Source organism: Ilumatobacter nonamiensis YM16-303 (assembly GCF_000350145.1).
Lineage (GTDB): Bacteria > Actinomycetota > Acidimicrobiia > Acidimicrobiales > Ilumatobacteraceae > Ilumatobacter_A > Ilumatobacter_A nonamiensis.
In genome coordinates, this window is record NZ_BAOL01000037.1 from 1 (window position 1) to 21,587 (window position 21,587).

A 21,587-nucleotide genomic window follows, 5' to 3' on the forward strand; every position below is an offset into this window, starting at 1 on the left:
CCATCGGGTGTCTGACACCCGATGGTTCACGGTTTTCGAGCCGTAGCATCGCGTCGATGGTCGACCGCCTGAGCTCGCTGACGCTCGACTGGCGGCGGCTCGCCCTCCCGGCGGTGCTTCTCCTCGCGGCCGTGCTGGCCGTCATGCTGCATCGTCCGGGACACCTGCTCGGTGACGACTTCGCGCTCTACCTCCGCCAGGCGCGCAGCATCTTCGACGGCGACACGGGAGCGGTGATCGCCGACAACCGCTTCTCGGTGCTCAACTCCGATCCGCTGTTCAGCCCGGTCGGATACCCGTGGGGCTGGCCGCTGCTGCTGTCACCGTTCGTGTACCTCTGGGGTTTCGATTACGACCGGCTGAAGCTGGTCGAGGTCGCATTGATGCTCGTGTGGCTCACGTTCGTGCACGGAATCGTCCGTCGCCGGATCGGAGCCCTCCCCGCGCTCGCCGTCGTGACCGTCCTCGGGACGGCCCCGATCCTGCTCGGCCACACCGAACAGCTGTTGAGCGAGTTCCCGTTCCTCGCAGCGTCCGGATTGTTCCTGTGGATGCTGGACCGGACCCTCGATCGCGGTCGGCTGATCGACGCCTCGATCCGCGACCTCGTCGTGCTGGGGGTGATTGCCGCCGCGGTCTTCAACATCCGTCGCGAGGGCATCGTCCTGCCGCTCGTGATCGCCTCGATCCAGGCAGCAGAACTGTGGAAGGTGGGTGGGGACCCGGCGCTCGCGAGAGTCCGAGCCGACTGGGCCCGGATCGTTGCCCCTCACCTCGCGTTCTTCGGTGCGGTCGTGACGTTCCAACTGCTGCTGCCGACGACGCTCTTCCCCGAGAACGGCAACAGCCCGGGCAACCTCGATGATCGCTGGAAGGAGTTCCCGCTCATCCTCAGCGACCAGCTCGGTCTCGGCGAAACGATGTGGGTGGGGCTGGTGGTGCTCGCGCTGGCAGCGGTGGGGATCGTGGTCGGTCTCCGGACTCGGCCACGACTGGACCTCCCGATCCTCGTGCTCGCGGTGCTCAGTGCGCTCACGATCGGGACGCATGTCCGGCGGGTCGATCGCTACTGGTTCCAGGTGACCCCATGGGTGCTCTACTTCGCCGTCGCGGCGTGCGTCGCCGCCGGCGTGTGGCTGTGGCGAGGTCGCCGATCCGTCGGCCGATGGCTCGGCGTCGCCCCCGTCGCCGTGCTCCTGATCGCACACGCGGTCACGCTGCCGACCGAGATCGATGATGTGCGCCAGTTCGCCGCAGACGGGCGGACCCTGAGCGGTCCGTCGAACCCCGACAGCGTTCCGCTCTACGACGCGGTGAACGAGATGACCCCACCCGACGCGGTGATCGCCTTCTATCGTGCACGGACGATGACGCTGCTGACCGATCGCCGCTCGTTCCAGTCGAACCATCTCGACAAGGTCAGCCTCGGTGCCGACTACTTCGCCCAGCGCCGACGTGACTCCGGATGGCAGCCCGATGTCGACGAGATGGCGACGTCGGGGTTCGTGGAGATCTGGTCGGACGACACGTGGATCCTGTGGCGAATCCCCGACCCGGATGACGGCGCGACCGCCGAATCAGATGTTCCGATGGAGGAAACATGACCGACACCGACGTCCCCACCGGGAACACGTACGACAAGTACGGCACCACGAATCCGATCGAACGGAAGATGATGGAGGGCTTCTTCGCGGCGCTCGATCGGTTCGTCGACGGCTTGGCGCCGACTCGGATCCTCGAGGTCGGAGTCGGCGAGGGCATCGTCTCCGAGCGGCTCGCGACGCGCTTTCCGGATGCGAAGATCGTCGGACTCGATCTCCCGGACCCGGAGCTCGCCGCCGAGTGGACGGCGCAGGACCTGATGTGCATGTTCGCGGACGTGGTCGCGCTCCCGGCGCCCGACGATGCCTTCGACCTCGTCGTGGCGATCGAGGTGTTCGAGCACTTCGACGACCCGCCCGCTGCGCTCCGTGAACTGGCTCGCGTGTGTACGTCCGATCTGCTGGCTTCGGTTCCGTTCGAGCCGATCTGGAGGATCGGGAACATGGCGCGTGGCCGGTACCTCCGTGACCTCGGGAACACGCCTGGCCACATCAACCACTGGGGTCGCCGCGGGTTCACCAAGTTCGTCGACGGTGAGTTCGAGGTGCAGGGCGTGGCGAGCCCGCTCCCGTGGACGATGGTCCACGCTCGTGTGCGCTGAAGCGTGAACCGACAACGCCTGGTCGCCAGCCTCGGCGCAGTCATCGGCATCGCTGGGATCGCGTTCGTCGCCGCCAAGCTGTACTCCGGGCGCGACGAGTTCATCGAGGCCCTGCGCCAGTCCGATCCGGCCTGGCTGATCGCCGCCGGTGTCGCCGGCCTGACGGCGATTCTCGGGATCGGCGTGGTGTGGATCGCGATCGTGCGCGCCCGCGACGCCGTGGCCCCGGCGGGAGCCGGAATGAGGTGGTTCTGCGTCGGTCAACTCGGCAAGTACGTCCCCGGCGGAATCTGGCCGGTCGTCGGGCAGGGAGAGTTGGCACACCGCGGTGGTGTCGGGCGGACCGACGCGTACGCCGGCACCGCCGTCTCGATGCTGTCGACGCTCGCGGGCGCGGCCACGGTGGCGGTCGTCGCTGGATTCGCCTCGCCGGACGACCGGTGGGTCCCGGCGCTTCTCCTGGGTCTCGGGCTCGTTGTCGGACTGGCGGTGCTCGGACTCGATCCACTGCGGCGCCGCGCCGCGGCGGTGACGGCTTCGCTGTCCCGCGGTCGGCTCACACTGCCGTCGGCCCTCAGCTTCACGAGATGGACCCTGTTCCACGTGCCGGTGTGGCTGGCGTTCAGTGCGGCCAATCTCTTCGCAATCATCGCATTGAACGGTCCGCACGGGGTCGGATTCACCGTCGACCTGGTGTTCGTCACCTGCGTTGCGTGGATGGCCGGATTCGTCATCGTCGGGCTTCCGGGAGGCATCGGTGTTCGGGAAGCCGTCTTCGTGTCGCTGATGACGCCGACGCTGGGAGCGGGCTTGGCAGTGACCGTCGCGGTGGTCGCCCGATTCGTGTCGATCCTCGTCGATCTCGTTGCCGCAGGAGGCTCGGTCGTGGTCGCTCGGCGCGTCGACGATCGTCGTGCCGCCGCCTGACGCGTGACGAGCCGCGACCGGCACCACGAGACCGGTACGTCGAGTCGGCGGATCGCTCCGCCCGATGCCCCGGGTGACCCGGCGAGGTGCGCCTGCGTGAGCGGCCCCGGAATCGCTAGTGTTCCCGTCGTCATGGCTGCGACCACCGAACTCGACCGCGTCGTCACCGATCGGCTCGAGCGCCACGAGCTCCGATACACCTCGGGACGGCGAGCGATCGTGGCTGCGCTGCGAGCTGCGGACGGTCCGATCACGCTGCCCGATCTGTTGGATCTCGCGCCGACGCTTCCGCAGAGTTCGGCGTACCGCAATCTCGCCCTCATGGAAGAGGCGGGCGTGGTGCGCCGAGTCGTGCACCGCGCCGACTATGCCCACTTCGAGCTGGCCGAGGAACTGACCGAACATCACCACCACATGATCTGCGAGAGCTGCGGCTCGGTTCAGGACTTCACGCTTCCTGCCAAGGTCGAGCGGACGCTCGACGCGGCGTTCCGCGAGATCGCCGAACAAGCCGGAGCGACCGAAACCAGTCATCTGATCGACCTCTTCGTGGTCTGCGGCGACTGCCCCGCTGATCGATGACGAATCAGTGGTGGTGTGCGTCGTCGACGGTGATCGAACCGTCGCCCAGGTCGAGCACTCGGCCCTGATAGGCGCGGCGCAGGTTGCGGGCAACGAGTACGTCCGACGGTGATCCGGCGGCGATGAGGTCGGTGTTCAGCATGAGCACTCGGTCGGCCCTGGCCGCCTCGTCGAGATCGTGGGTCGCGACCACGACGACCCGGCCGGAATCGCGCTGTTCGTCGATCGCATGCCGGATGAGCTGGGAGGACGCGAGGTCCAGACCGGCAACCGGCTCATCGAGCAGGATGATCTCCGCGTCTTGCGCGAGGCCCTGGGCGATGAACACTCGCTGGCGTTGACCGCCGGACATGTCCGCCAGCTGGCGGTTCGCGAGGTCGGCGACACCGAGGAGTTCGAGGACGTCGTCCACCCGGCGACGGTCACGAGCACTGGCGCGACGGAGTCGCCGCCGTGACGGTTGCGCTAGCGCGACGACTTCGCGCGCGGTGACGAGGAGATGTCGTGACGCGTGCTGCGACTGCAGGACGTATGCGACCCGCGAGCCGAGACGGGGCGGCTCGCCACCGATGAGGACCGTTCCCCGACGAGGTGAGATCAATCCGCTGATGACGTGCAGCAGCGTCGACTTGCCCGAACCGTTCGGACCGACCACGGCGGTGTAGCCGGGCTCGATTCGGACCTGATCGATTCTCAGCACGGAGTTCCCGCCCCGGTCGACATCGAGGTCGTCGATGTCGACCGCGAGCCGCTCGGTGTCGGTTGTGTTCATGGGATCCATTCGTTCGACCCGAGCAAGAGTTGTGATTCTTGGAATCATTCCCATAACCTCCGAAGCTATGGGAAGAATTCTCAATACTATCCGGGCCTCGGCGATTGTGACCCTTGCAGCCAGCGCCGTCGCGTGTGGGTCGGATTCGAGCGCGGACGATGCCGGCGCACAAACGGACGGGTCGGCAGCTCCGGAGACCGCCGACCTGCCCACGATCGTCGTGACCACGAACATCCTGGGCGACATCGTCTCCGAAGCCGTCGGTCCCCATGCCGAGGTCGAGGTGATCATGTCGCTCGGGACCGATCCGCACGACTTCGCACCGTCGGCCCGTCAGGCCGAGACGATGGAGAACGCCGACCTGCTCGTCGTGAACGGCGCAGGCTTCGAGGAGGGGATGCTCGACATCATCGCGAACGTCCAGGACTCCGGGACACCGGTCTTCACGTTCGCCGACCAGGTCGAGCTCCTCCAGTTCGACGGCGAGCGCAGCCACGAGGACGAGCACTCGGACGAGGAGGAGCACGCCGACGAGGAACACAGCCACGACGACGACCACTCGGACGACGAGGGGCATGCTGACGACGAGCATTCCGACGAGGAAGAGCACTCGGACGACGAGGAGCATGCTGACGAGGAGCATTCCGACGGGGAAGAGCACTCCGACGACGAGCATGAGCACGAGGAGGGAAGCGACGACCCGCACATCTGGACCGACCCGACTCGCATCGCCACGGCCGTCGCCGAGTTGGAGGTCGCGGTCGCGGAACTCGACGGTGTGGACGACGCCGCACTGGCGACATCGTTCGATGAGTACGTCGCTTCCCTCGATGAACTCGACGCCTCCATGGAGTCGACGCTGGATGTCGTTCCCGACGAGGGCCGAATCCTGGTGACCAACCACGAGGTCTTCGGCTACTTCGCCGATCGATACGACTTCGAGGTTCTGGGCGCGATCATCCCGTCGCTGACGACGAACGCCGAAGCGTCGGCGTCCGACATCGAAGAACTCGCCGCGTTGATCACCGCCGAAGGGGTTCCCGCGATCTTCGGCGAGACCACCCAGTCATCACAGCTGGCCGACGTTCTCGCGGACGAGATCGGAGGCGACGTCGAAGTCGTCGAGCTCTACAGTGAGAGCCTCGGCGAGGAGGGTTCCGGCGCCGAGACCTACATTGCGATGATGAGCACCAACGCGAACCGCATCGCTGAAGCACTCGCGCCGTGACCCAACGGGTCTCGTCCGTGCGAGACGGCACCGAACGACATGATCAACTTCTTTCTTGACGCTTACGCATCGGACATCACGCGACGAGCGCTCGTCGGAGGTCTTCTCGCCGCCACGATGACATCGTTGATCGGGACATGGGTCGTGATCCGTGGGCTCGCGTTCTTCGGCGATGCGATGGCGCACGGTGTTCTGCCCGGGATCGCTCTCGCGGTGGTGTGGGGGTTCGATCTCACCCTGGGCGCCGCAGCCAGCGCGATCGTGATGGTGCTCGGGATCAATCTCGTCCACCGCACGACGAAGCTGTCCGACGACACCGGGATCGGATTGCTGTTCGTCGGCATGCTCGCATTGGGTGTCGTGATCATCAGCAAACAGAACTCGTTCGCGGGCGACCTGACCGGGTTCCTCTTCGGCGACGTCCTCGGCGTCCGCAACAACGAACTTCTCCTCGGCCTCGCAGCCCTCGTCATCACGATCGTCGGCGTCGTCGTCGGACACCGCTCGTTCCTCGCGCTCTCGATCGGTGCGGACAAGGCGGCGACACTCGGCCTCCGACCGGGGCTCGCACACGTGGCGATGCTGGTGTTGCTGTCACTGACGGTCGTCGCCAGCTTTCGTGTCGTCGGGACATTGCTCGTGTTCGGATTTCTCGTGGCGCCGCCCGCCACCGCTGTGCTGCTGGTGCGACGCGTCCCCACCGCCATGGTGGTCGCCGTCGGCTTCGGTTGGCTCGCCGTCGTGCTCGGGCTCGCGATCAGCTACCACGCGGACACCGCAGCGTCGGCGACCGTTGCCGGCATCGCCGTGGGGCAGTTCTTCGCCGTGCTGATCGTCTCCGAAGCGGTCCACGCGATCGGCCGGAGGCGACAGTCGGGTGCCGCCAGAAGCGATGCTCCGGTCGCGAGCGCTTCGACGTGACGTCGTTGGAACCGTCCGGCGCCCGGTGCGCACCACGTCTCCCGCACGTTCGATCGCTACGCTCTGCTCGCAGTGTCCAGGCCCGTCAAGCTCATCATCCAGATTCCGTGCTGGAACGAAGAGGCAACCCTTCCTGAGACGCTCGCCGACCTCCCACGTGAGGTGCCCGGCGTCGATGTCGTCGAATGGCTCGTCATCGACGACGGCAGCGACGACCGAACGGTGGAGGTCGCCCGCGAGAACGGCGTGGACCATGTCGTGTCGCATGCGCGGAACAAGGGGCTCGCCGCTGCGTTCATGACCGGGCTCGACGCGTGCCTCGCTGCGGGCGCCGACGTCATCGTCAACACCGATGCCGACAACCAGTACCGGGGTGATTCCATCGTCGACCTCGTGGCCCCGGTGGTGACCGGTCGGGCGGACGTGGTCGTCGGAGAGCGGCCCATCGACAGCATCGACGACTTCTCGCGGTCGAAGAAGTTCCTGCAGCGCCTGGGAAGCAGGATCGTGCGACGTTTCTCGGGCACCGGCGTGAAGGACGCCGCGAGCGGATTCCGTGCGTACAACCGTGACGCCGCGCTCCAGGTGCAGGTGTTCGGCCGGTACTCCTACACGATGGAGACGATCATCCAGGCCGGGTGGAACCGGTTGGCCGTGGAGTCGGTGCCGATCGAGGTCAACCCCAAGACCCGGGACTCCAAGCTGGTGCGCAGTGTGCCGCAGTACCTGTGGCGATCGGGTCAGGCGATCGTGCGGAGCTTCGCGCTCTACAAGCCGTTCCGGTTCTTCTTCTTCCTCGGCTGCGTGCCGCTGCTGATCGGAATGCTCCTCGTGCTGCGTTGGCTGCTCCTCTACGCGATCGAGGACGAGTACCAGAGCCGAGTTCCGAGTCTGCTGACCGGATTCGGCTTCCTGGTCGTGGCGGTCCAGATCTGGGGGATCGCGTTCCTCGCGGATCTTCAGGCGGCCAACCGGCGCGTGCTCGAGGACCTGCGGGTGGCCGCCCGACGTCGGGAATTCGACGCGAACAGCTCCGATTCGTCACCGGACGACTGACCGGTCCCACAGACTCATCCGGCCGAATCGGTCGGTCCAGAGGAGGAGCGCGCCGGCCTCGTCCAGTGCGGTGTCGCCGGGTGGAGCGAACACCAACGGGGACGATGCAACCTCGGAGGAATCCTCCACCACCGTGAACTCCGACTCGGGCAGATACATCTGATAGAGCATCAGCCGGTTGGTGGAATTCGACGCGGCCGGAACGAGGAAGTCGACGGGTGCTCCCGATGCGAGTGGTCCATCGGCCAGTTCGGCCACGGCGTCGTGACCTCCGCGGCCCGACCATTCGCGATCGAGGATGTCCGCGGTGAAGGCGTCGCCGACGACGACCAGCGCAAACGCTGCGATGGTGCCGGCGAGGAGGGCGCGACTTCGGAGGAACGTGGTCGCCAGCAGGACAGCACCCACCGCAAGCGCGAGCACCGTGATACGGAACACGTCGATCCGGTCACTCGATCCACGGAACGGCTGGAGCCCGAGAATCATCGGCTCCAACCCGTTCGAACTCGCCAGCGCATCGTGGCGAGAGATGACCGTGACGGCCGCCGTCGCGATCGTCGCCGCTGCGATCCCCACGGCGGCGACCACCCGGCTTCGCGCCGTTGTCGCGGTCGCCGCCGTCACGAGCGTGGCGAGTCCGATCAGCAGCACCGGGGCGGTGACGACGTCCGAGTACCGGCCGTAGACCACCTGGTCGGCGCGCAGACGCCCGGCCATGAACGCGATCGACAGGCCGGCGCACGCGGCGACGGTGAGACCGACGAGGCGCGCATCGTCGCGCGTGGGCACGCGGGTCGTCGAACGGTCGGACCCGGAGGCGAAGCTGTTGCGGGCGAGTACCCATCCTCCGACGCCGATCAGCCCCGCCGACGCCACGAGCTGGTACCAGGTCTGCCCGGCGAACGACAGGAGCAGCGCACCAGGATCGGTCAACCGATCGGCGACGGCGCCGGCGGAATTGTTCGATGTCGGGTTCCGCCACAGTTGTGCGACGATGAGCCGGGTCGCGATCTCGACCGCGATCAGCCCGCCGACTGTGCACGCTGCGGCGATCGTGGCGTCGACGGCGGAGAGGGATCGCCGGCGGACGGCGAGCGCCATCACGACGAGCGCGATCACGACGAGCGGCAGGAGGCGGCTGTGCGCCCCGACCGCCGCGGCTGCTGCGAACCCGAGCAGGACGCCGCTCGATCGGGACGGCGCCGACCAGAACCGGAGCAGCGCGAGCAGCGCCACGAGGAACATCGCGGCGGTGAGCGATTCGGACCAGACGAAGTCGGTGGTGAACAGGCGCGCGGGCGTCAGCGAGACGATGACGGCGATCGCCGCACAGCCCCACGGGCCGAGCGATGTCAACCGTCGAGCCAACACGACCAGCAACAGGGCGGCCACTGCACCGAGCACGGCGTTGACGACCAGCGCGAGTCGGAACACGATCGCCGGATCGCTGGTGAACCAGTGGATCGGCGCCAGGAGCGCGGCGTATGCCGGTCGCCACGTGCTGTGGTCGTGCATGGTCCATGACGTGCCACCGCCGAGGAACCGGGCCATCGCCAACTGAGCGGGTTCGTCGGGCCAGATGGAGTATTCGGTGCGCCCCCAGGACGCGCCGACCCGCACGAGGAACACAGTGACGGCGCTGAGCAACCCGGCACGTCGCCAGGTTGTCGGTTCGTCAGGCAGACGCCGACTCCAGCGACTCGGGCTCCTCGAGGGTGGGTTCGCCGGCAGGAACCGGAGCGGTCGCGTCCCAGCGTCGTTCGATGCGATTCCAGATCAGGAACGAGACTCCCACGGTCGCCCATCCTGCCAAGGCATCGGCGAAGTAGTGCTCTCCGAAGTACATCAGTGCGACCGCCATGCTGAACGGATAGAGCAATGCCAGGTACCGCAGCCCGACCGGACGGATCTTCGGCCAGAAGAAGACCACGACGAACAGCGCGTACGCAGAGTGGAGCGATGGCATCGCAGCGACCTCGTTCGCCCAGTCGCGTCCCACGTCCCACGCCTCGACGAAACTCTCGAGCCCGATGTGTCGCCAGCCGTTGCCGGTCGGACGCCGGACCGGGGGGAGTGCGTCGAAGGCGTACCCGGATCCGTTGACACCACCCGCCGCCATCCACGGGGGCGCCGTCGGGAACAGGATGAAGCCGACGCACCCGATCAGGATCACGGTGGCGAAGCGCCGCATGTATCGGATCCACTGGTCGCGATTCGTGAGCCAGAGCACGGCCATCACCAGCGGCGGCAACACGAAGTGCGAGTAGTACACGAACGCCGCGATCACGTCGTACCACCGAACGGTTCCGACCGGAGCCAGGAAACGCTCCTGAAGCCAGACCACGCCGTCGGTGCCGAAGAACAGGAATCGATCGATGTTGCGCACCGATTCGACCTGGACGGGCATCCCCAGACCGTCCGCGATGCCGCGGCTCTCGTCGTAGGCGAGCCACATCGCCACGAAGAACCCGAGGTCACGCGCGGTGCGCCACCACTCGTGCGCCGGTCGACCGACGCTGGCGACGCACAGGAAGATCGCGAACGACCAGAGCACCGAGATGCGATCGATGATGATCCCGTTCTCCAAGAACCACCAGACGTACACCGATGTGTAGAGGCTGATCAGACACCAGCGGATCATGCGCCATTCGACGCCGAAGGCCCGCAGCACGGCGCTGAACGCCCCCACGACTGACGCCAAGGCGATCGAGTACCAGAGGACGCGCCACAGCCCTCCCGTCTCGAGCGCCACCACCATCGGCAGGACGCTACTCGCGCGTCACTCTCCGTTCACCTCGATGCAGTCGGCGCTCGTCTCGCCGGTGTCAACCGATGCGGTCGAGAAACGCGCGCGATCGCTCGACGACCAGCGCCGTGGCGTCCGCGTCGTGGGACGGGAGCGAGCTGTCGACGAAGAGGTGATGGCTTCCGGGGTACGTGTACAGCTCGCCGATGGTCGATCCGACGGACTCGACGAGCTCGCGTGCGGCGTCGGCGTCGCCCTCGTGAGCGAAGAACTCGTCGTCGTCCATGCCGTGGATCTGGACGGGGAGGGAATCGGGCCAGGGCCCGAACGCCCACTCGCCGGTGATGGGGATGCACGCCTCGTACAGCAACGCACCGCGAGCACCCGGCCGCGTCTGGGCCAGGCGCTGGGCGGTCATCACACCCAGCGAGATCCCCGCGTACACCAACTCCGGCGGCAGTTCACCGAGGGCATCCTCCGTGCGCTCGCGCACGGTGTCATCGCCGATGTCGTTCTTGATCGCGAACCCGTCCTCCAGGCTCGACGCGACGGCCCCGGCGTAGAGATCAGGGGTGTGGACGCGGTGGGTTCCCCCGGCGAGGCGCTCGGCGAACTCGCGCACACCGTCGGTCAACCCCAACACGTGGTGGAACAGGACGACCTCGGCCATGTGCTGCCCTTATGAGGAGCTGGCTTCTTCGAGGGCGCGGCGGGTGAGGACGCGGGCGAGGTGTTCGCGGTACTCGATGCTCGCGTTCAGGTCGGCGGTCGGGTCGCACCCCTCCGGCGCCTGCGCCGCCGCGTCCTCGATCGATGCTCCGCTCGACAGCGCCTCGGACACGCCGCTGGCGAGAATCGGGACCGAACCCATGTTCACCAGGCCGATGCCGGAATCACCGTTGCGGCGCCAGGCGGCCACACCGACGATCGCCCAGTCCTGCGCACGACGGTTGAACTTCTGGAAGCTCCACCCGGCACCGTTCATCTTCGGCACGCGGATCTCGGTGAGCAGCTCGTCGGCCGCGAGGGCGGTCGTGAGGAAGCCCTGGTAGAAGTCGCCCGCAGCGATCTCCCGCGTGCCGTTCGGACCCTGCGCCACGTACGTCGCACCGAGGGCCAGCGTGGTCGCCGGCAGATCGGACGCCGAGTCGCTGTGGCAGATCGAGCCGCCGATGGTGCCGCGATGGCGGACCTGCGGGTCGCCGACGTGGGAGGCGGCATGGGCGAGCAACGGGACGTGCTGTGCGAGCAGGTCGGAGTTCTCGACGTCCATGTGGCGTGTCATCGCGCCGATCGCGATCACGTCGCCGTCCTCGCGAATGTAGGACAGGTCGGTGAGACGGCCGATGTCGATCAGCACGGTCGGCTGCGCGAGGCGCAGCTTCATCAGCGGCAGGAGGCTGTGCCCTCCCGCGAGGAACTTGGACTCGTCGCCGTGTTGTCCGATCAGGCTGATGGCCTCCTCGGCGGACTCGGCGCGGGCGTAGTCGAATGCTGCGGGGATCACTGGTTCTCCTGAGAGTTGGGGGCTGCTTGGGCTTCGTGAATGGCGGTCCAGACCTTGACGGGACTGGCGGGCATCTGGATGTCGCGCACGCCGAGCCCGGACAGGGCATCGACGATGGCGTTCATCACACACGGGGCGGCGCCGATGGTGCCGGCCTCGCCGACCCCCTTGACGCCGAGTGGATTGGTCGGTGACGGCGTGATGCTCTCGCCGGTGGTGATCGGTGGAACGTCGCTGGCGGCAGGCACCAGGTATTCGGCGAGCCCCGACGTCTGGAGGTTGCCGTCGCTGTCGTACACGGCTTCCTCGTACAACGCCTGGGCCAAGCCCTGGATCACGCCGCCGTGGACCTGGCCGTCGACGATCAGCGGGTTGACCTTGTTGCCGCAGTCGTCGACGGCGACGTACTGGAGGACGTCGGTGTGGCCGGTTTCGGTGTCGACCTCGACCACGCAGATGTGTGTGCCGAAGGGCCACGAGAAGTTCGGCGGGTCGTAGGTGACCTGGACCTCGAGGTTCGGTTCGACGTCGTCGGGGAGGTCGTGGGCCGTGAACGCCTCGAAGGCGATCGCAGCGAGCGGCATCTCCTTGTCGGGCGAACCCGCCACGCTGAACACGCCGCCGGAGAACTCGAGGTCGTCCTCGTTGGCCTCCATCTGGTGAGCGGCGATCTTGCGCGCCTTGTCGATCACCTTGTCGCAGGCCATCCCGATCGCCACGCCACCGACCGGCAGCGAACGCGAACCGTACGTGTCGAGGCCGAGCGGTGCGATCGCGGTGTCGGAGTGCAGCACGTCGACATCGGCCGGATCGACCCCGAACTTGTCGGCGGCGATCATCGACCAGGCGGTCTCGTGACCCTGCCCGTGCGGCGCGGTGCCGGTGACCACCTGGATCTTCGAGGTCGGCAGGACCCGCACGGTGGCCGATTCCCAGCCGCCGGCCGAGTAGTTCAGCGAGGCCAGCACCCGTGACGGGGCGAGGCCGCACATCTCGAAGTACGTCGAGACGCCGATTCCGAGTCGCTTCGTGGCGCCCTCGACGTTCTGGCTTCGCTGGCGTTCGCGGAGCACCGCGTAGTCGACCATTCCCTCGGCGACCGTGGCCGCCTTGTCGTGGTCACCCGAGTCGTAGACGAGACCGGTGTAGGCCTCGTACGGGAATGACTCCTTGGGGATGAAGTTGCGGCGACGGAGTTCGAGCGGATCGATGTCCATCTTGCGTGCCAGCGCGTCCATCGCGTGCTCGATCGCGTAGGTCGCCTCGGGTCGACCGGCGCCGCGATAGGCGTCGGTCGGCGTCATCGTCGTGAACACGGAGGTGCACGAGAAGTCGAACGCCTTCGGGATCTCGTAGACACCGCCGTAGAGGAACGCCCCGAGCAGCGGGACGCCCGGCGTGACCAGCTGGAGGTAGGCCCCCATGTCGCCGATGAGGCGGACCCGGAGGCCGGTGATCTTGCCGTTCTCGTCGGCGGCCAGTTCGATGTCCTGGATCTGCGCACGACCGTGGATCGTGGCCTGCGCGTTCTCGCCGCGCTCCTCGTTCCAGCGGACCGGTACCTTGAGGGTGCGCGCGAGCTGCACGCAGAGCAGCTCCTCGGCGTACACGTTGAGCTTGGAGCCGAAGCCGCCACCGACCGCCGGGCACACGACCCGCATCTGCTGCTCGGGGATCCCGAGCGTGAGTGCGGTCATCACCTTGAGGATGTGCGGCACCTGGGTCGCCGAGTACAGCGTCATGTCGCCGCCGTACGGCTGGGGAATCGCCACGACTGCGCGTGGCTCCATCGCCATCGGGATCAGGCGCTGCTGGACGTAGCGTTCCTTGACGACGTGGGCGGACTCGTTCATCGCCTTCTGGCAGTCGCCCTCGTTCTCCTCGATCACGAGCGGCCACGTGTACGACACGTTCGTGCCGATCTCGTCGTGGATCACGACGTCGTCGGCGAGCGCCTGTTCGAGATCGATCACGGCGGGGAGCGGTTCGTACTCGACGTCGATCGCCTCCAGCGCGTCACGCGCGATCGCGTCCGAGGTGGCGAGGACGCACGCCACGCCGTCGCCCACGTACGTCGCCTTCGTGGCGGCGAGCGGGAAGTGCGCCGGGTTCTTCATGTCGTCGGTGACGGGCCACGCGCAGGGCATCGGCGCGGCCCACTGATCGGCCAGGTCGGCTCCGCTGTACGCATGCAGCACGCCGTCCATCGCGAGCGCGCCGGACACGTCGACCGAGACGATCTTGGCGTGGGCGTACGGGCTGCGCAGCACCGCGAGGTGCAACGCGCCGGGAACCTTCATGTCGTTCGTGAAGACCGCTTCCCCCGTGAGCAGCGCCGGGTCCTCCTTGCGGAGCAGGCGCTTGCCGAGGACCCCGTTGCCGGCGGCGATCGAACCCTCGCTGGCGGCCTCGTTGTCGGTGACCAGGTCGTCGATGATCGTCATGTCTGGACCCCCATCCAGTCGATGTCGTCGATGTCCGTCAGGCGCTCGCCGCAGCGAGGACCGACTTGACGATGTTGTGATAGCCCGTGCAGCGGCACAGGTTGCCTTCGAGGCCGATCCGGACTTCCTGCTCGGTCGGGTTCGGGTTCTCCTCGAGGAGACTCGTGGCGGCCATGACCATCCCCGGGGTGCAGTAGCCGCACTGCAGACCGTGGTTCTCCATGAACGCCTGCTGCATCGGATGCAGTGTCCCATCGGCGTCGGCCATCCCCTCGATCGTGGTGATCTCCTGCCCGTCCGCCTGGGCGGCGAGTACGGTGCAGCTCTTCACGGCCTCACCGTTCAGGTGGAGGGAACAGGCGCCGCACGATGATGTGTCGCAGCCGATGTTGGTTCCGGTCAATCCGGCGTGTTCGCGGACGTAGTGGACGAGCAGCGTGCGTGCCTCGACGTCGTGCGTGTGTTCTTCGCCGTTGATCGTGATGGTGACGTCCACGAAGACCCCCAAGTGGTGTGTGGTGTGAAGTGTTGCCCGATGAAGCCGCGTCTGTGACGCGCGTCCCCATCATGCCTCATGAGTGACCGCCACGCGAACAGGAGCGCACCACCACCCCACCTCCGAGCGTTTGCGTTGCACTTTTGGCTGCCCGGCCGACCAGTTGTGCAACGCGAACGGGGTGGTGACGGGCGGGGAAGGGTCAGAGGTGTTTGCTCGCCTCGCGGACGGTGAGCGGCGACAGATCCTCGACGTGTGCATCGATGAATGTCCGCACCGCTCCCGGGTCGATTCGCGCGTATTGGCGCAGCGCCCAACCGATGGCCTTCCGGATGAAGAACTCGGGGTCACCCGCGCGTCGCAGCGAGTAGCGGAACAGGCGATCGACGTCGGTCCGTTCCTGGAAACGGAGCTGGTGGATGATCGCCGTACGGGCGAGCCAGAAGTCGGGATCGTCGATCCATTCGTCGAGCGCATCGACGAGGCCCGGGTGGGCGAGCACCATGGTGCCGACCGTCGGCGAGGCGAGTGCATCGACGGTGTCCCACCACGAGTCGGTGGTGATGAAATGGCGGAGATCGTCGAGATGATCGACCGCGAGCCGCCTCGCGTTCGCCGCCAGAAGGTCGCTCGCGACGTAGTGGAACTCGCGCTCCGGCTGGGAGCGGAGTCGGTACGCGGTGTCGACGACGCCATCGATGTCGGCCCGCTTCGACGCGTTGATCAACGGGCGCGACGCCAGGCGCCGCGCCGGGGTCTTCACGCCGAGGAACGGAAACCGGCCCTTCATGTATGCGGCCATCGGTGTCGCGTCGGCCGGCACGGCGACAGCCGCGAGACGGTCCCGCAGACCGTCGACGGCGTCCGGAGCGGTGTCCATCCCGGGTCCCGACCCTCCGTCGAAGTCGCCGCGTCGTCAGGTGGCCGCCTGAAGGGCGTGGAAGCTGTCGTTGATGCAACTCGCGTAGTGGGCCGGGTCGGGCATCATCTCGCGATCGGCGGTGAACGACAGCACGAACTGGTCGATGTAGGTGCCGACGATGTTGATGATCCCCATGCCGTCCACCACCGGACCGGCACCGAAGGAACGCACGAGCTCGGCGCCCACGAAGTAGAGCGGTTGTCGGGGTCCGGGCACGTTCGTGACCACGGTGTTGACGGCGGTGGCGGTACCCGTGCGGGAGAATTGTCCCGCGAGTCGGGTGCCGAGTCCGATCAGCGCGCCGGGTGCGAACTGCGAGAGCTCGGTGAGGTTGCGGGCGCCGATTGCCTCGGTCATCTCCTTCGACGCCGTCGTGGAGGCGTGCACTGCGGCGAGTCGCTCGACCGGATCGTCGAGATCGGTCGCGAGCGAGACCAACATCGCCGACACCTGGTTGCCCAACGCCTCCTTCTCGGTGTCGGCGCGCACCGAGACCGGCGTCATCGCGCGCAGCGGGGTGTCGGGCAACTCGGCCGCGTCGAGCAGGTACTGGCGCAGTCCCCCTCCGAGTACCGAGAGCGCGACGTCGTTCACCGTGGCGCCAGGCACCAACGCGCGCATCGGCTTGAGGTCGGCGAACTCGAAGAAGCAGGCGTCGATCACCCGGTGTGGGCTGACCGGCCCGTTGAACCGGCTCGCCGGAGCGGTCGCGAGTGGAGCGGCCTCGCGCTGACGCTGCTGGACCCGCACCGCCCGCGCCGCTCCCGGCACCATCTTCGTCGCGAGCCGGAGGCCTCGGCGAGGGACGGTCAACGCGTTCACGCCGGCACGCCCCAGGAGATCGATGGTCGACGGATCGTCGTCGGGCTGCCACGGTACGTCGGGCGGATCGGGGATCTCGAGTTCGGGTGTCTGGGTGTGGATCGCCGTGATCATCTCCACACCGGACATGCCGTCGACGGCGGCGTGATGAATCTTGGTCACGAGACCGAACGCCCCGACGGGAACTCCGTCGATGGCGTCGAGTCCCTCGATCACGTACATCTCCCACAGCGGCCGTGACAGGTCGAGTGGGCGGGCGTGGATGCGGGCGACCTGGATGCAGAACTGTCGCCAGTCGCCGGGTTTCGGGAGTGCGATGTGGCGGACGTGGTACTCGAGGTCGAAGTTGGCGTCCTCCACCCACCACGGGTGGTCGAGGTCGCTCGGCACGCGCGCCACCTTCTGCCGGAACGCACGGGCGAGGTGCAGACGTGGTTCGATCTCGCCGAGGATGCCCTTGAACGTCACGAGTCCGTCGGGAGCGGTCGATTGGTCGTAGATGCCGATCGACGTGATGTGCGTGGGTGCGTGCCCCCGTTCGGAATAGATGAACGATGCGTCCTGGCCACTGAGCTGTTCCATCGGATTCTCCCCTCGATTGCTGTACATCGTCGCGCGTCCGGACAACGTCATCGGACAACGCCGCAGTGGCGGCGTCGAGCACGTGGTCTACGCTCGGCGCGTGACGGCAGATCGACCAGATCGGAGCCCGGGACTGCTCTACCTCCTCGGCGAGGCGCGCGCTCCGTTGGAGGCCGCCGCACTTCTCCCGGCGCTGCCCTCGCTCATGTCGGCACCCAAGGGCGACGGACATCACGTCGTCATGATCCCCCCGTTCGGTGCCGGCGATGCGTTCACCACCGTGCTGCGGGCCTATCTCGGCCGGATGGGGTACACGGTGCACAAGTGGGGCCGGAGCGAGATCCTCGCCTTTCATCGGATGCACACCATCGCGGTGCCCCGGATGCGCGAGGTCGTCGAGGAAGCCGGCGGCCCGGTCAGCCTGATCGGTCACAGCCTCGGTGGCATCTACGCCCGCGAAGTCGCCAGGGTGGACCCCGACAACGTCCGTCGGGTCATCACGGTCGGCAGCCCCTTCGCCGGCGACCTCAAGTCGAACATCGTGTGGCCGGTGTACGAGTCGGTCACCGGAACACGCATCGCGAGCATCCCCGACGACGTGATGGAGCGCCTCAACGAGCCCCTTCCGATGCCGACCTCCGCGATCTACAGCCGCACCGACGGCGTCGTGTCGTGGTTCGCGTGCATCGACAAGGAAGCACCGATGGCGGAGAACATCTCCGTGCCCGGCAGCCACGTGGGGCTGCTGCACAACCCTGCCGTTCTGTACGTCATCGCCGATCGGCTCGCCCAGGCCGACGGCGTCCACGAACCGTTCGCGCCGGAGAACTGGACCCGGCACGTGGCGTCGACCGGCCCGTGGCGGCGGACGAAGGACGCGCCGTGAGCGGCGTCGACGTGCGGGCGTGACATGACCTCGATGCGCGGGATCGACGCGGCGTTCCTCGCGATGGAGCGACCGGACGAGCCGCGTCACCTCGGGTCGCTGATGATCTTCGAACCGTCGGATCTCGGACCTCTCGACCGGGATGCGGTGGCGGCGGCGCTCGAAGCCCGCCTACCGACGATGCGCTCCGCTCGGCGTGTCGTGGTGCCCTCGACCAGCGGGCTGACCCGGCCCAGTTGGCGGATGGTCGAGCGCGTCGATCTCGAGGTCCATCTGCGCAGTGCAACCCTGCCGGCCGACGAGGATCCGCGCCGGGCCCTCGATGAGCTCGTTGCTCGCCTCCACGCCGAGCCGCTCGACCGCCGCCGGCCGCTCTGGCAGATGCACGTCATCGGTGGGTTGCCCGACGACCGGGTGGCCGTGTACGCGAAGGTCCACATGGCGGCGATCGACGACGAGACGGGCGTCGAGCTGATGACCGCGCTGCTCGACCACGACCCCGGCGGCCGTCCGACCATGGAGGACGTCGAGATCCTCTCCGATCCCGCCAACCGGTTGCTCGACCGGATGGGCCCGGTGTCCGAACAGGTCCGCCGTGGGATCGGGTTCCCCGGACGGCTCATCGGGCGGACGGCTCGAGCGGTCGGGGAGCAGCTGCCCGGTCTGGGCGCCACGGCGACCGAGGTCGCACACCGTTGGCCAGGCATGGAGGCCTTTGCCCGATTGTTGCCGAGCGGTACCGGCGACGACGAACATCCCACCGGCCGAGCCCCGCGTCTGACGTTCAACGAACCGATCGGTCCGCGGCGGGTCTACGCCATGGGCACCCTGCCGATCGAACAGCTGATTGCAGTGCGTGCCGCTGCGGATGTGAAGACGTCGCCGGTGTCGTTCCACGCGGTGGTGCTCGCCGCCTGCACCGGAGGACTCCGACGGTGGTTGCTCGCTCGAAACGAACTCCCGACCTCACCGATCGTCGCCGTCGTGCCGGTGCTGGCGCGCGGCGAGAACGACGCCGACGCCCACGTCGCGGGGATCATGGTCGCACTGCCGACACACCTGGCCGACCCGGTGAAGCGGCTGCAGGCGACCGCCCGCAACCTCGAGAATGCGAAGGAGCGGTACGGCGAGATTCCGGTGTCGCTCGCCCAGGACATCGCCATGTTCGCACCGCCCGCAGTCGCTGCGCTGGCGAACCGCCTCGACGACGCGATGCCCCACCGACAGTTCATCAGCCCGACCGTGAACCTCGGCATCACGAACGTGCCGGGACCACGACGCCAGGTGTTCCTCGCGGGGCGGCCGTTGCGGACGAGCCACCCGGTGCTCACGGTCAGCGACATCACCCCGCTGCACCTGGGCGTGCAAGGCGGGGCGACCGACGTCGGGCTCGGCGCGGTCGCCGACGGCGACGCGATCGACGACCTGACCGAGCTGGTCGACGCCTTCGGTCTGGAGCTGTCGGAACTCGCCGCGGCGTACGAAACGGGCGGGTCGGCGTCGTCCTGAGCGGTTTAGCAGCGAAGCATCACGCTTGCTCGGTGGACACGGAGTCCCGAGGGCGACTTCGACGCCGGTCCGGTTCTCAGGCCGCGAAGCGTGCCCGTTCGATCGTCGTCAACGGCCATCTCCTCGCCCGTACGCGTCTTCGGCGTCAGCGAGTGCGGTTTCGGTGAGGGTCGCGACCGGGATGAAGAGCAGCGCGGTCAGAATCGCCATCGAGGCGAATACGGATCGAAGGCCGAAGGTCTCGGCGATGATTCCGCCGAGTGCGGCGCCGACGGGCAAGGTGCCCCAGGCGAGGAGTCGGTAGACGCTGTTGAGTCGGCCGAGGAGGTGGTCGGGGGTGACCGCTTGTCGGAACGAGACGGTGATGATGTTCCAGGCCATGATCAGCGCGCCGCCGACGAACATGGCGGCTGCGATGAGCCAGACGCTGTCGGTGACGGCCGGGGCGCCGGTGAAGACGACCATCCCGGCAACCGAGAGGGTCAGGATGCGTGAGCGTCCGATTCTCCGCTCGAGTCGATCGTTGACGGTGGTGATGGCGATGCTGCCGGCGGCAGAGGTCAAGAACAGCAGCCCGAACTGAGCTTGGTCGAGACCGAGGATCGAATCGTCGCCCACGGCATACAGCACGAGAACGGCGCCAGAAGCCGACGATGCGAGGTTCGCGACGCCGACCATGGCGGCCATGGTTCGCAATGTCGGTCGCGACATCAGGAAGCGAACGCCTTCGGCGATGTCGGCACGGATCTTGGTCGGATCCTCGTTGCGTTCGGGGCGGAACGTGCCTCGAAGCGCCCAGAGTGCGACGATCGCGAAGATCCACAGCACCGTGGTGGTCCAGAATGCGGCGGCGACGGCGATCCCGACGAGGAGACCGGCCAGCGGTGGTCCGATGAACTGTTGAGATCCGAGTTCGATTGCCGCGAGTCGTCCGTTTGCCTTCCCGAGCTGTTGTCGATGGACGAGACTGGGCAGGATGGTCTGGCTGGAGGTGTCGTAGAAGACCTCGGCGATGCCGGTCGCCACGGCCACGACGTAGAGGATCGGAATCGACCCGTTCCCGGTCTGGAGCACGACGGCCAGGACGGCAACGGCAGAGGCGCGTGCGACGTTCGCGGCGATCATCGTGCGTCGCCGGTCGAGGCGGTCGGCGAGTGCGCCCACGGGGAGGGCGAACAGCAACCACGGAAGGCTCCGCGCCAACTCGAGTCCAGCGACCAGCGTGGGCGAGCGTGTGAACACGATTGCCGCCAGCGGGAGCGCCAGCTTGAACACCCCGTCTGCGAGGTTCGAACCGCCGCTCGACAGAGCGAGCCGCCAGAAGCGCGTCCCCAGCGTCGGCAACGTCTCACTCATTTGAGAGTTCTCCAATCACCGCGATGACCTTACGCAGTAATTGGAGAAATCTCCAATCAGCCTCGCTACGGTGAGTGGCCATGGTTCGAGATCGCACACCTGCAACGGCCACGCAGGCGAAGGCGCTCGCCAGTCCGATCAGACTGCGAATTCTCCGTCTCTGCTTGAACGACGAGATGACGAACAAGCAACTGGCCGAACGGCTCGAGTGCGACCCGTCGACGCTGCACTACCACGCCAAGATCCTGCTGGACGCCGGCTTCCTCGAACGCGCCGAGCCGCGACACGGTTCGAGCGGTGCCCTCGAGAAGCCGTTCCGGTCGACTGGCCTGTCGTGGACGCTCGACATCGGAACCGGCAACGTCGACGCCACGCTCGCCATGCTCGACGCGTTCCGTGCCGAACTCGCCGAGGCAGGCGGTGCTTCGGTCGAGTCGTGGTCACGGTTCACGTACCACCTCGACGCCGCAGCGCTCGACGACATGGCCCGACGCATTCAAGCGATCCTCGACGAGTACGTCGCCAGCGATGGCGAGCGGCGTCGCGCCGGTCACCCTCAATACGGCGGCATCTTCGCCCTGCATCGCATCGACCACGCGGACTGAACGGGTCGCGTGGGGGTTCGGCC

Annotated in this window: 20 protein-coding genes; 10 read left to right on the plus strand and 10 right to left on the minus strand. The window is 67.3% G+C overall.

All coding sequences use genetic code 11. The features are described from left to right. The first annotated feature begins 56 nt into the window (after positions 1-56). The 4 genes from ON45_RS04815 to ON45_RS21065 all read left to right on the plus strand — a co-directional run bounded on the left by ON45_RS04815 (position 57) and on the right by ON45_RS21065 (position 3,712). Entirely contained in the window at positions 57-1,604 is a 1,548-nt protein-coding gene (locus ON45_RS04815) for a glycosyltransferase family protein (protein WP_040492401.1), read from the plus strand. Continuing rightward, on the plus strand, positions 1,601-2,203 hold the full coding sequence (locus tag ON45_RS04820; protein ID WP_040492402.1) for a class I SAM-dependent methyltransferase: 603 nt from the start codon (positions 1,601-1,603) through the stop codon (positions 2,201-2,203). Before ON45_RS04815 ends, ON45_RS04820 begins: the two co-directional genes overlap by 4 nt. Before the next feature lie 3 nt (positions 2,204-2,206). Then, positions 2,207-3,130: a lysylphosphatidylglycerol synthase domain-containing protein gene (locus ON45_RS04825; RefSeq protein WP_040492404.1), complete on the plus strand. Its 924-nt coding sequence runs from the start codon at positions 2,207-2,209 to the stop codon at positions 3,128-3,130. A gap of 132 nt (positions 3,131-3,262) precedes the next feature. Continuing rightward, positions 3,263-3,712, plus strand: coding sequence for a Fur family transcriptional regulator (locus ON45_RS21065; protein ID WP_051062477.1), 450 nt, complete (start codon positions 3,263-3,265; stop codon positions 3,710-3,712). A gap of 4 nt (positions 3,713-3,716) precedes the next feature. Here the strand turns inward: ON45_RS21065 and ON45_RS04835 are convergent, their stop codons facing one another. Further along, on the minus strand, positions 3,717-4,484 hold the full coding sequence (locus ON45_RS04835; protein WP_051062492.1) for a metal ABC transporter ATP-binding protein: 768 nt from the start codon (positions 4,482-4,484) through the stop codon (positions 3,717-3,719). 106 nt (positions 4,485-4,590) lie between these two features. Between ON45_RS04835 and ON45_RS21070 the strand changes: the two genes are divergently transcribed. From ON45_RS21070 to ON45_RS04850, 3 genes are all read left to right on the plus strand, one after another. Then, complete coding sequence (locus ON45_RS21070; protein ID WP_051062479.1) at positions 4,591-5,712, plus strand: metal ABC transporter substrate-binding protein; 1,122 nt, start codon at positions 4,591-4,593, stop codon at positions 5,710-5,712. A 39-nt stretch (positions 5,713-5,751) separates the two neighbouring features. Next, positions 5,752-6,633, plus strand: coding sequence for a zinc ABC transporter permease AztB (aztB, locus tag ON45_RS04845; protein ID WP_085946504.1), 882 nt, complete (start codon positions 5,752-5,754; stop codon positions 6,631-6,633). A 72-nt stretch (positions 6,634-6,705) separates the two neighbouring features. Further along, positions 6,706-7,689, plus strand: coding sequence for a glycosyltransferase family 2 protein (locus ON45_RS04850; RefSeq protein WP_040492405.1), 984 nt, complete (start codon positions 6,706-6,708; stop codon positions 7,687-7,689). On the opposite strand, the gene ON45_RS04855 is transcribed toward ON45_RS04850, so the two are convergent. The 8 genes from ON45_RS04855 to ON45_RS04890 form a co-directional block, all read right to left on the minus strand. Continuing rightward, positions 7,675-9,336 carry a hypothetical protein gene (locus ON45_RS04855; protein WP_040492408.1) on the minus strand — a complete coding sequence of 554 codons (1,662 nt, stop codon included), beginning with the start codon at positions 9,334-9,336 and terminating at the stop codon, positions 7,675-7,677. The genes ON45_RS04850 and ON45_RS04855 overlap by 15 nt on opposite strands. 28 nt (positions 9,337-9,364) lie before the next feature. Continuing rightward, positions 9,365-10,447 carry a phosphatase PAP2 family protein gene (locus ON45_RS04860; RefSeq protein ID WP_051062481.1) on the minus strand — a complete coding sequence of 361 codons (1,083 nt, stop codon included), beginning with the start codon at positions 10,445-10,447 and terminating at the stop codon, positions 9,365-9,367. Between the two features lie 67 nt (positions 10,448-10,514). Further along, the gene (locus ON45_RS04865) at positions 10,515-11,105 is read right to left on the minus strand and encodes a dienelactone hydrolase family protein (RefSeq protein WP_040492410.1); all 591 of its coding nucleotides are present in this window, start codon (positions 11,103-11,105) and stop codon (positions 10,515-10,517) included. 9 nt (positions 11,106-11,114) lie between these two features. Further along, positions 11,115-11,942 (minus strand): FAD binding domain-containing protein, encoded by an 828-nt coding sequence (locus tag ON45_RS04870; protein ID WP_040492411.1) that lies wholly within the window; start codon positions 11,940-11,942, stop codon positions 11,115-11,117. Then, the gene (locus ON45_RS04875) at positions 11,939-14,386 is read right to left on the minus strand and encodes a xanthine dehydrogenase family protein molybdopterin-binding subunit (RefSeq protein WP_083914354.1); all 2,448 of its coding nucleotides are present in this window, start codon (positions 14,384-14,386) and stop codon (positions 11,939-11,941) included. Before ON45_RS04875 ends, ON45_RS04870 begins: the two co-directional genes overlap by 4 nt. Before the next feature lie 37 nt (positions 14,387-14,423). After that, complete coding sequence (locus ON45_RS04880; protein WP_040492448.1) at positions 14,424-14,882, minus strand: (2Fe-2S)-binding protein; 459 nt, start codon at positions 14,880-14,882, stop codon at positions 14,424-14,426. A 202-nt stretch (positions 14,883-15,084) separates the two neighbouring features. Next, complete coding sequence (locus tag ON45_RS04885) at positions 15,085-15,762, minus strand: DNA alkylation repair protein (protein ID WP_040492412.1); 678 nt, start codon at positions 15,760-15,762, stop codon at positions 15,085-15,087. Between the two features lie 36 nt (positions 15,763-15,798). Then, positions 15,799-17,208, minus strand: a complete 1,410-nt coding sequence (locus ON45_RS04890) for a WS/DGAT/MGAT family O-acyltransferase (RefSeq protein ID WP_040492413.1) — start codon at positions 17,206-17,208, stop codon at positions 15,799-15,801. Positions 17,209-17,308: 100 nt separating this feature from the next. On the opposite strand from ON45_RS04890, the gene ON45_RS04895 reads away from it, so the two are divergent. Together ON45_RS04895 and ON45_RS04900 are read left to right on the plus strand one after the other, a co-directional pair. Beyond that, complete coding sequence (locus tag ON45_RS04895; protein WP_148288530.1) at positions 17,309-18,094, plus strand: alpha/beta fold hydrolase; 786 nt, start codon at positions 17,309-17,311, stop codon at positions 18,092-18,094. A gap of 24 nt (positions 18,095-18,118) precedes the next feature. Further along, positions 18,119-19,603, plus strand: coding sequence for a wax ester/triacylglycerol synthase domain-containing protein (locus ON45_RS04900; protein WP_040492414.1), 1,485 nt, complete (start codon positions 18,119-18,121; stop codon positions 19,601-19,603). A gap of 108 nt (positions 19,604-19,711) precedes the next feature. Here the strand turns inward: ON45_RS04900 and ON45_RS04905 are convergent, their stop codons facing one another. Further along, positions 19,712-20,959: an MFS transporter gene (locus tag ON45_RS04905; RefSeq protein ID WP_040492415.1), complete on the minus strand. Its 1,248-nt coding sequence runs from the start codon at positions 20,957-20,959 to the stop codon at positions 19,712-19,714. Positions 20,960-21,039: 80 nt separating this feature from the next. Between ON45_RS04905 and ON45_RS04910 the strand changes: the two genes are divergently transcribed. Next, positions 21,040-21,564, plus strand: a complete 525-nt coding sequence (locus ON45_RS04910; RefSeq protein WP_040492416.1) for an ArsR/SmtB family transcription factor — start codon at positions 21,040-21,042, stop codon at positions 21,562-21,564. Positions 21,565-21,587: the final 23 nt, after the last annotated feature.

Bases quoted from the DNA above. Each gene is read 5' to 3' on its own strand.
- ON45_RS04815 (WP_040492401.1), top strand. From the start codon at position 57: ATGGTCGACCGCCTGAGCTCGCTGACGCTCGACTGGCGGCGGCTCGCC.
- ON45_RS04820 (WP_040492402.1), top strand. From the start codon at position 1,601: ATGACCGACACCGACGTCCCCACCGGGAACACGTACGACAAGTACGGC.
- ON45_RS21065 (WP_051062477.1), top strand. From the start codon at position 3,263: ATGGCTGCGACCACCGAACTCGACCGCGTCGTCACCGATCGGCTCGAG.
- ON45_RS04835 (WP_051062492.1), bottom strand. From the start codon at position 4,484: ATGAACACAACCGACACCGAGCGGCTCGCGGTCGACATCGACGACCTC.
- aztB (WP_085946504.1), top strand. From the start codon at position 5,752: ATGATCAACTTCTTTCTTGACGCTTACGCATCGGACATCACGCGACGA.
- ON45_RS04860 (WP_051062481.1), bottom strand. From the start codon at position 10,447: ATGGTGGTGGCGCTCGAGACGGGAGGGCTGTGGCGCGTCCTCTGGTAC.
- ON45_RS04865 (WP_040492410.1), bottom strand. From the start codon at position 11,105: ATGGCCGAGGTCGTCCTGTTCCACCACGTGTTGGGGTTGACCGACGGT.
- ON45_RS04875 (WP_083914354.1), bottom strand. From the start codon at position 14,386: ATGACGATCATCGACGACCTGGTCACCGACAACGAGGCCGCCAGCGAG.
- ON45_RS04885 (WP_040492412.1), bottom strand. From the start codon at position 15,762: ATGGACACCGCTCCGGACGCCGTCGACGGTCTGCGGGACCGTCTCGCG.
- ON45_RS04890 (WP_040492413.1), bottom strand. From the start codon at position 17,208: ATGGAACAGCTCAGTGGCCAGGACGCATCGTTCATCTATTCCGAACGG.
- ON45_RS04900 (WP_040492414.1), top strand. From the start codon at position 18,119: ATGACCTCGATGCGCGGGATCGACGCGGCGTTCCTCGCGATGGAGCGA.
- ON45_RS04905 (WP_040492415.1), bottom strand. From the start codon at position 20,959: ATGAGTGAGACGTTGCCGACGCTGGGGACGCGCTTCTGGCGGCTCGCT.
- ON45_RS04910 (WP_040492416.1), top strand. From the start codon at position 21,040: ATGGTTCGAGATCGCACACCTGCAACGGCCACGCAGGCGAAGGCGCTC.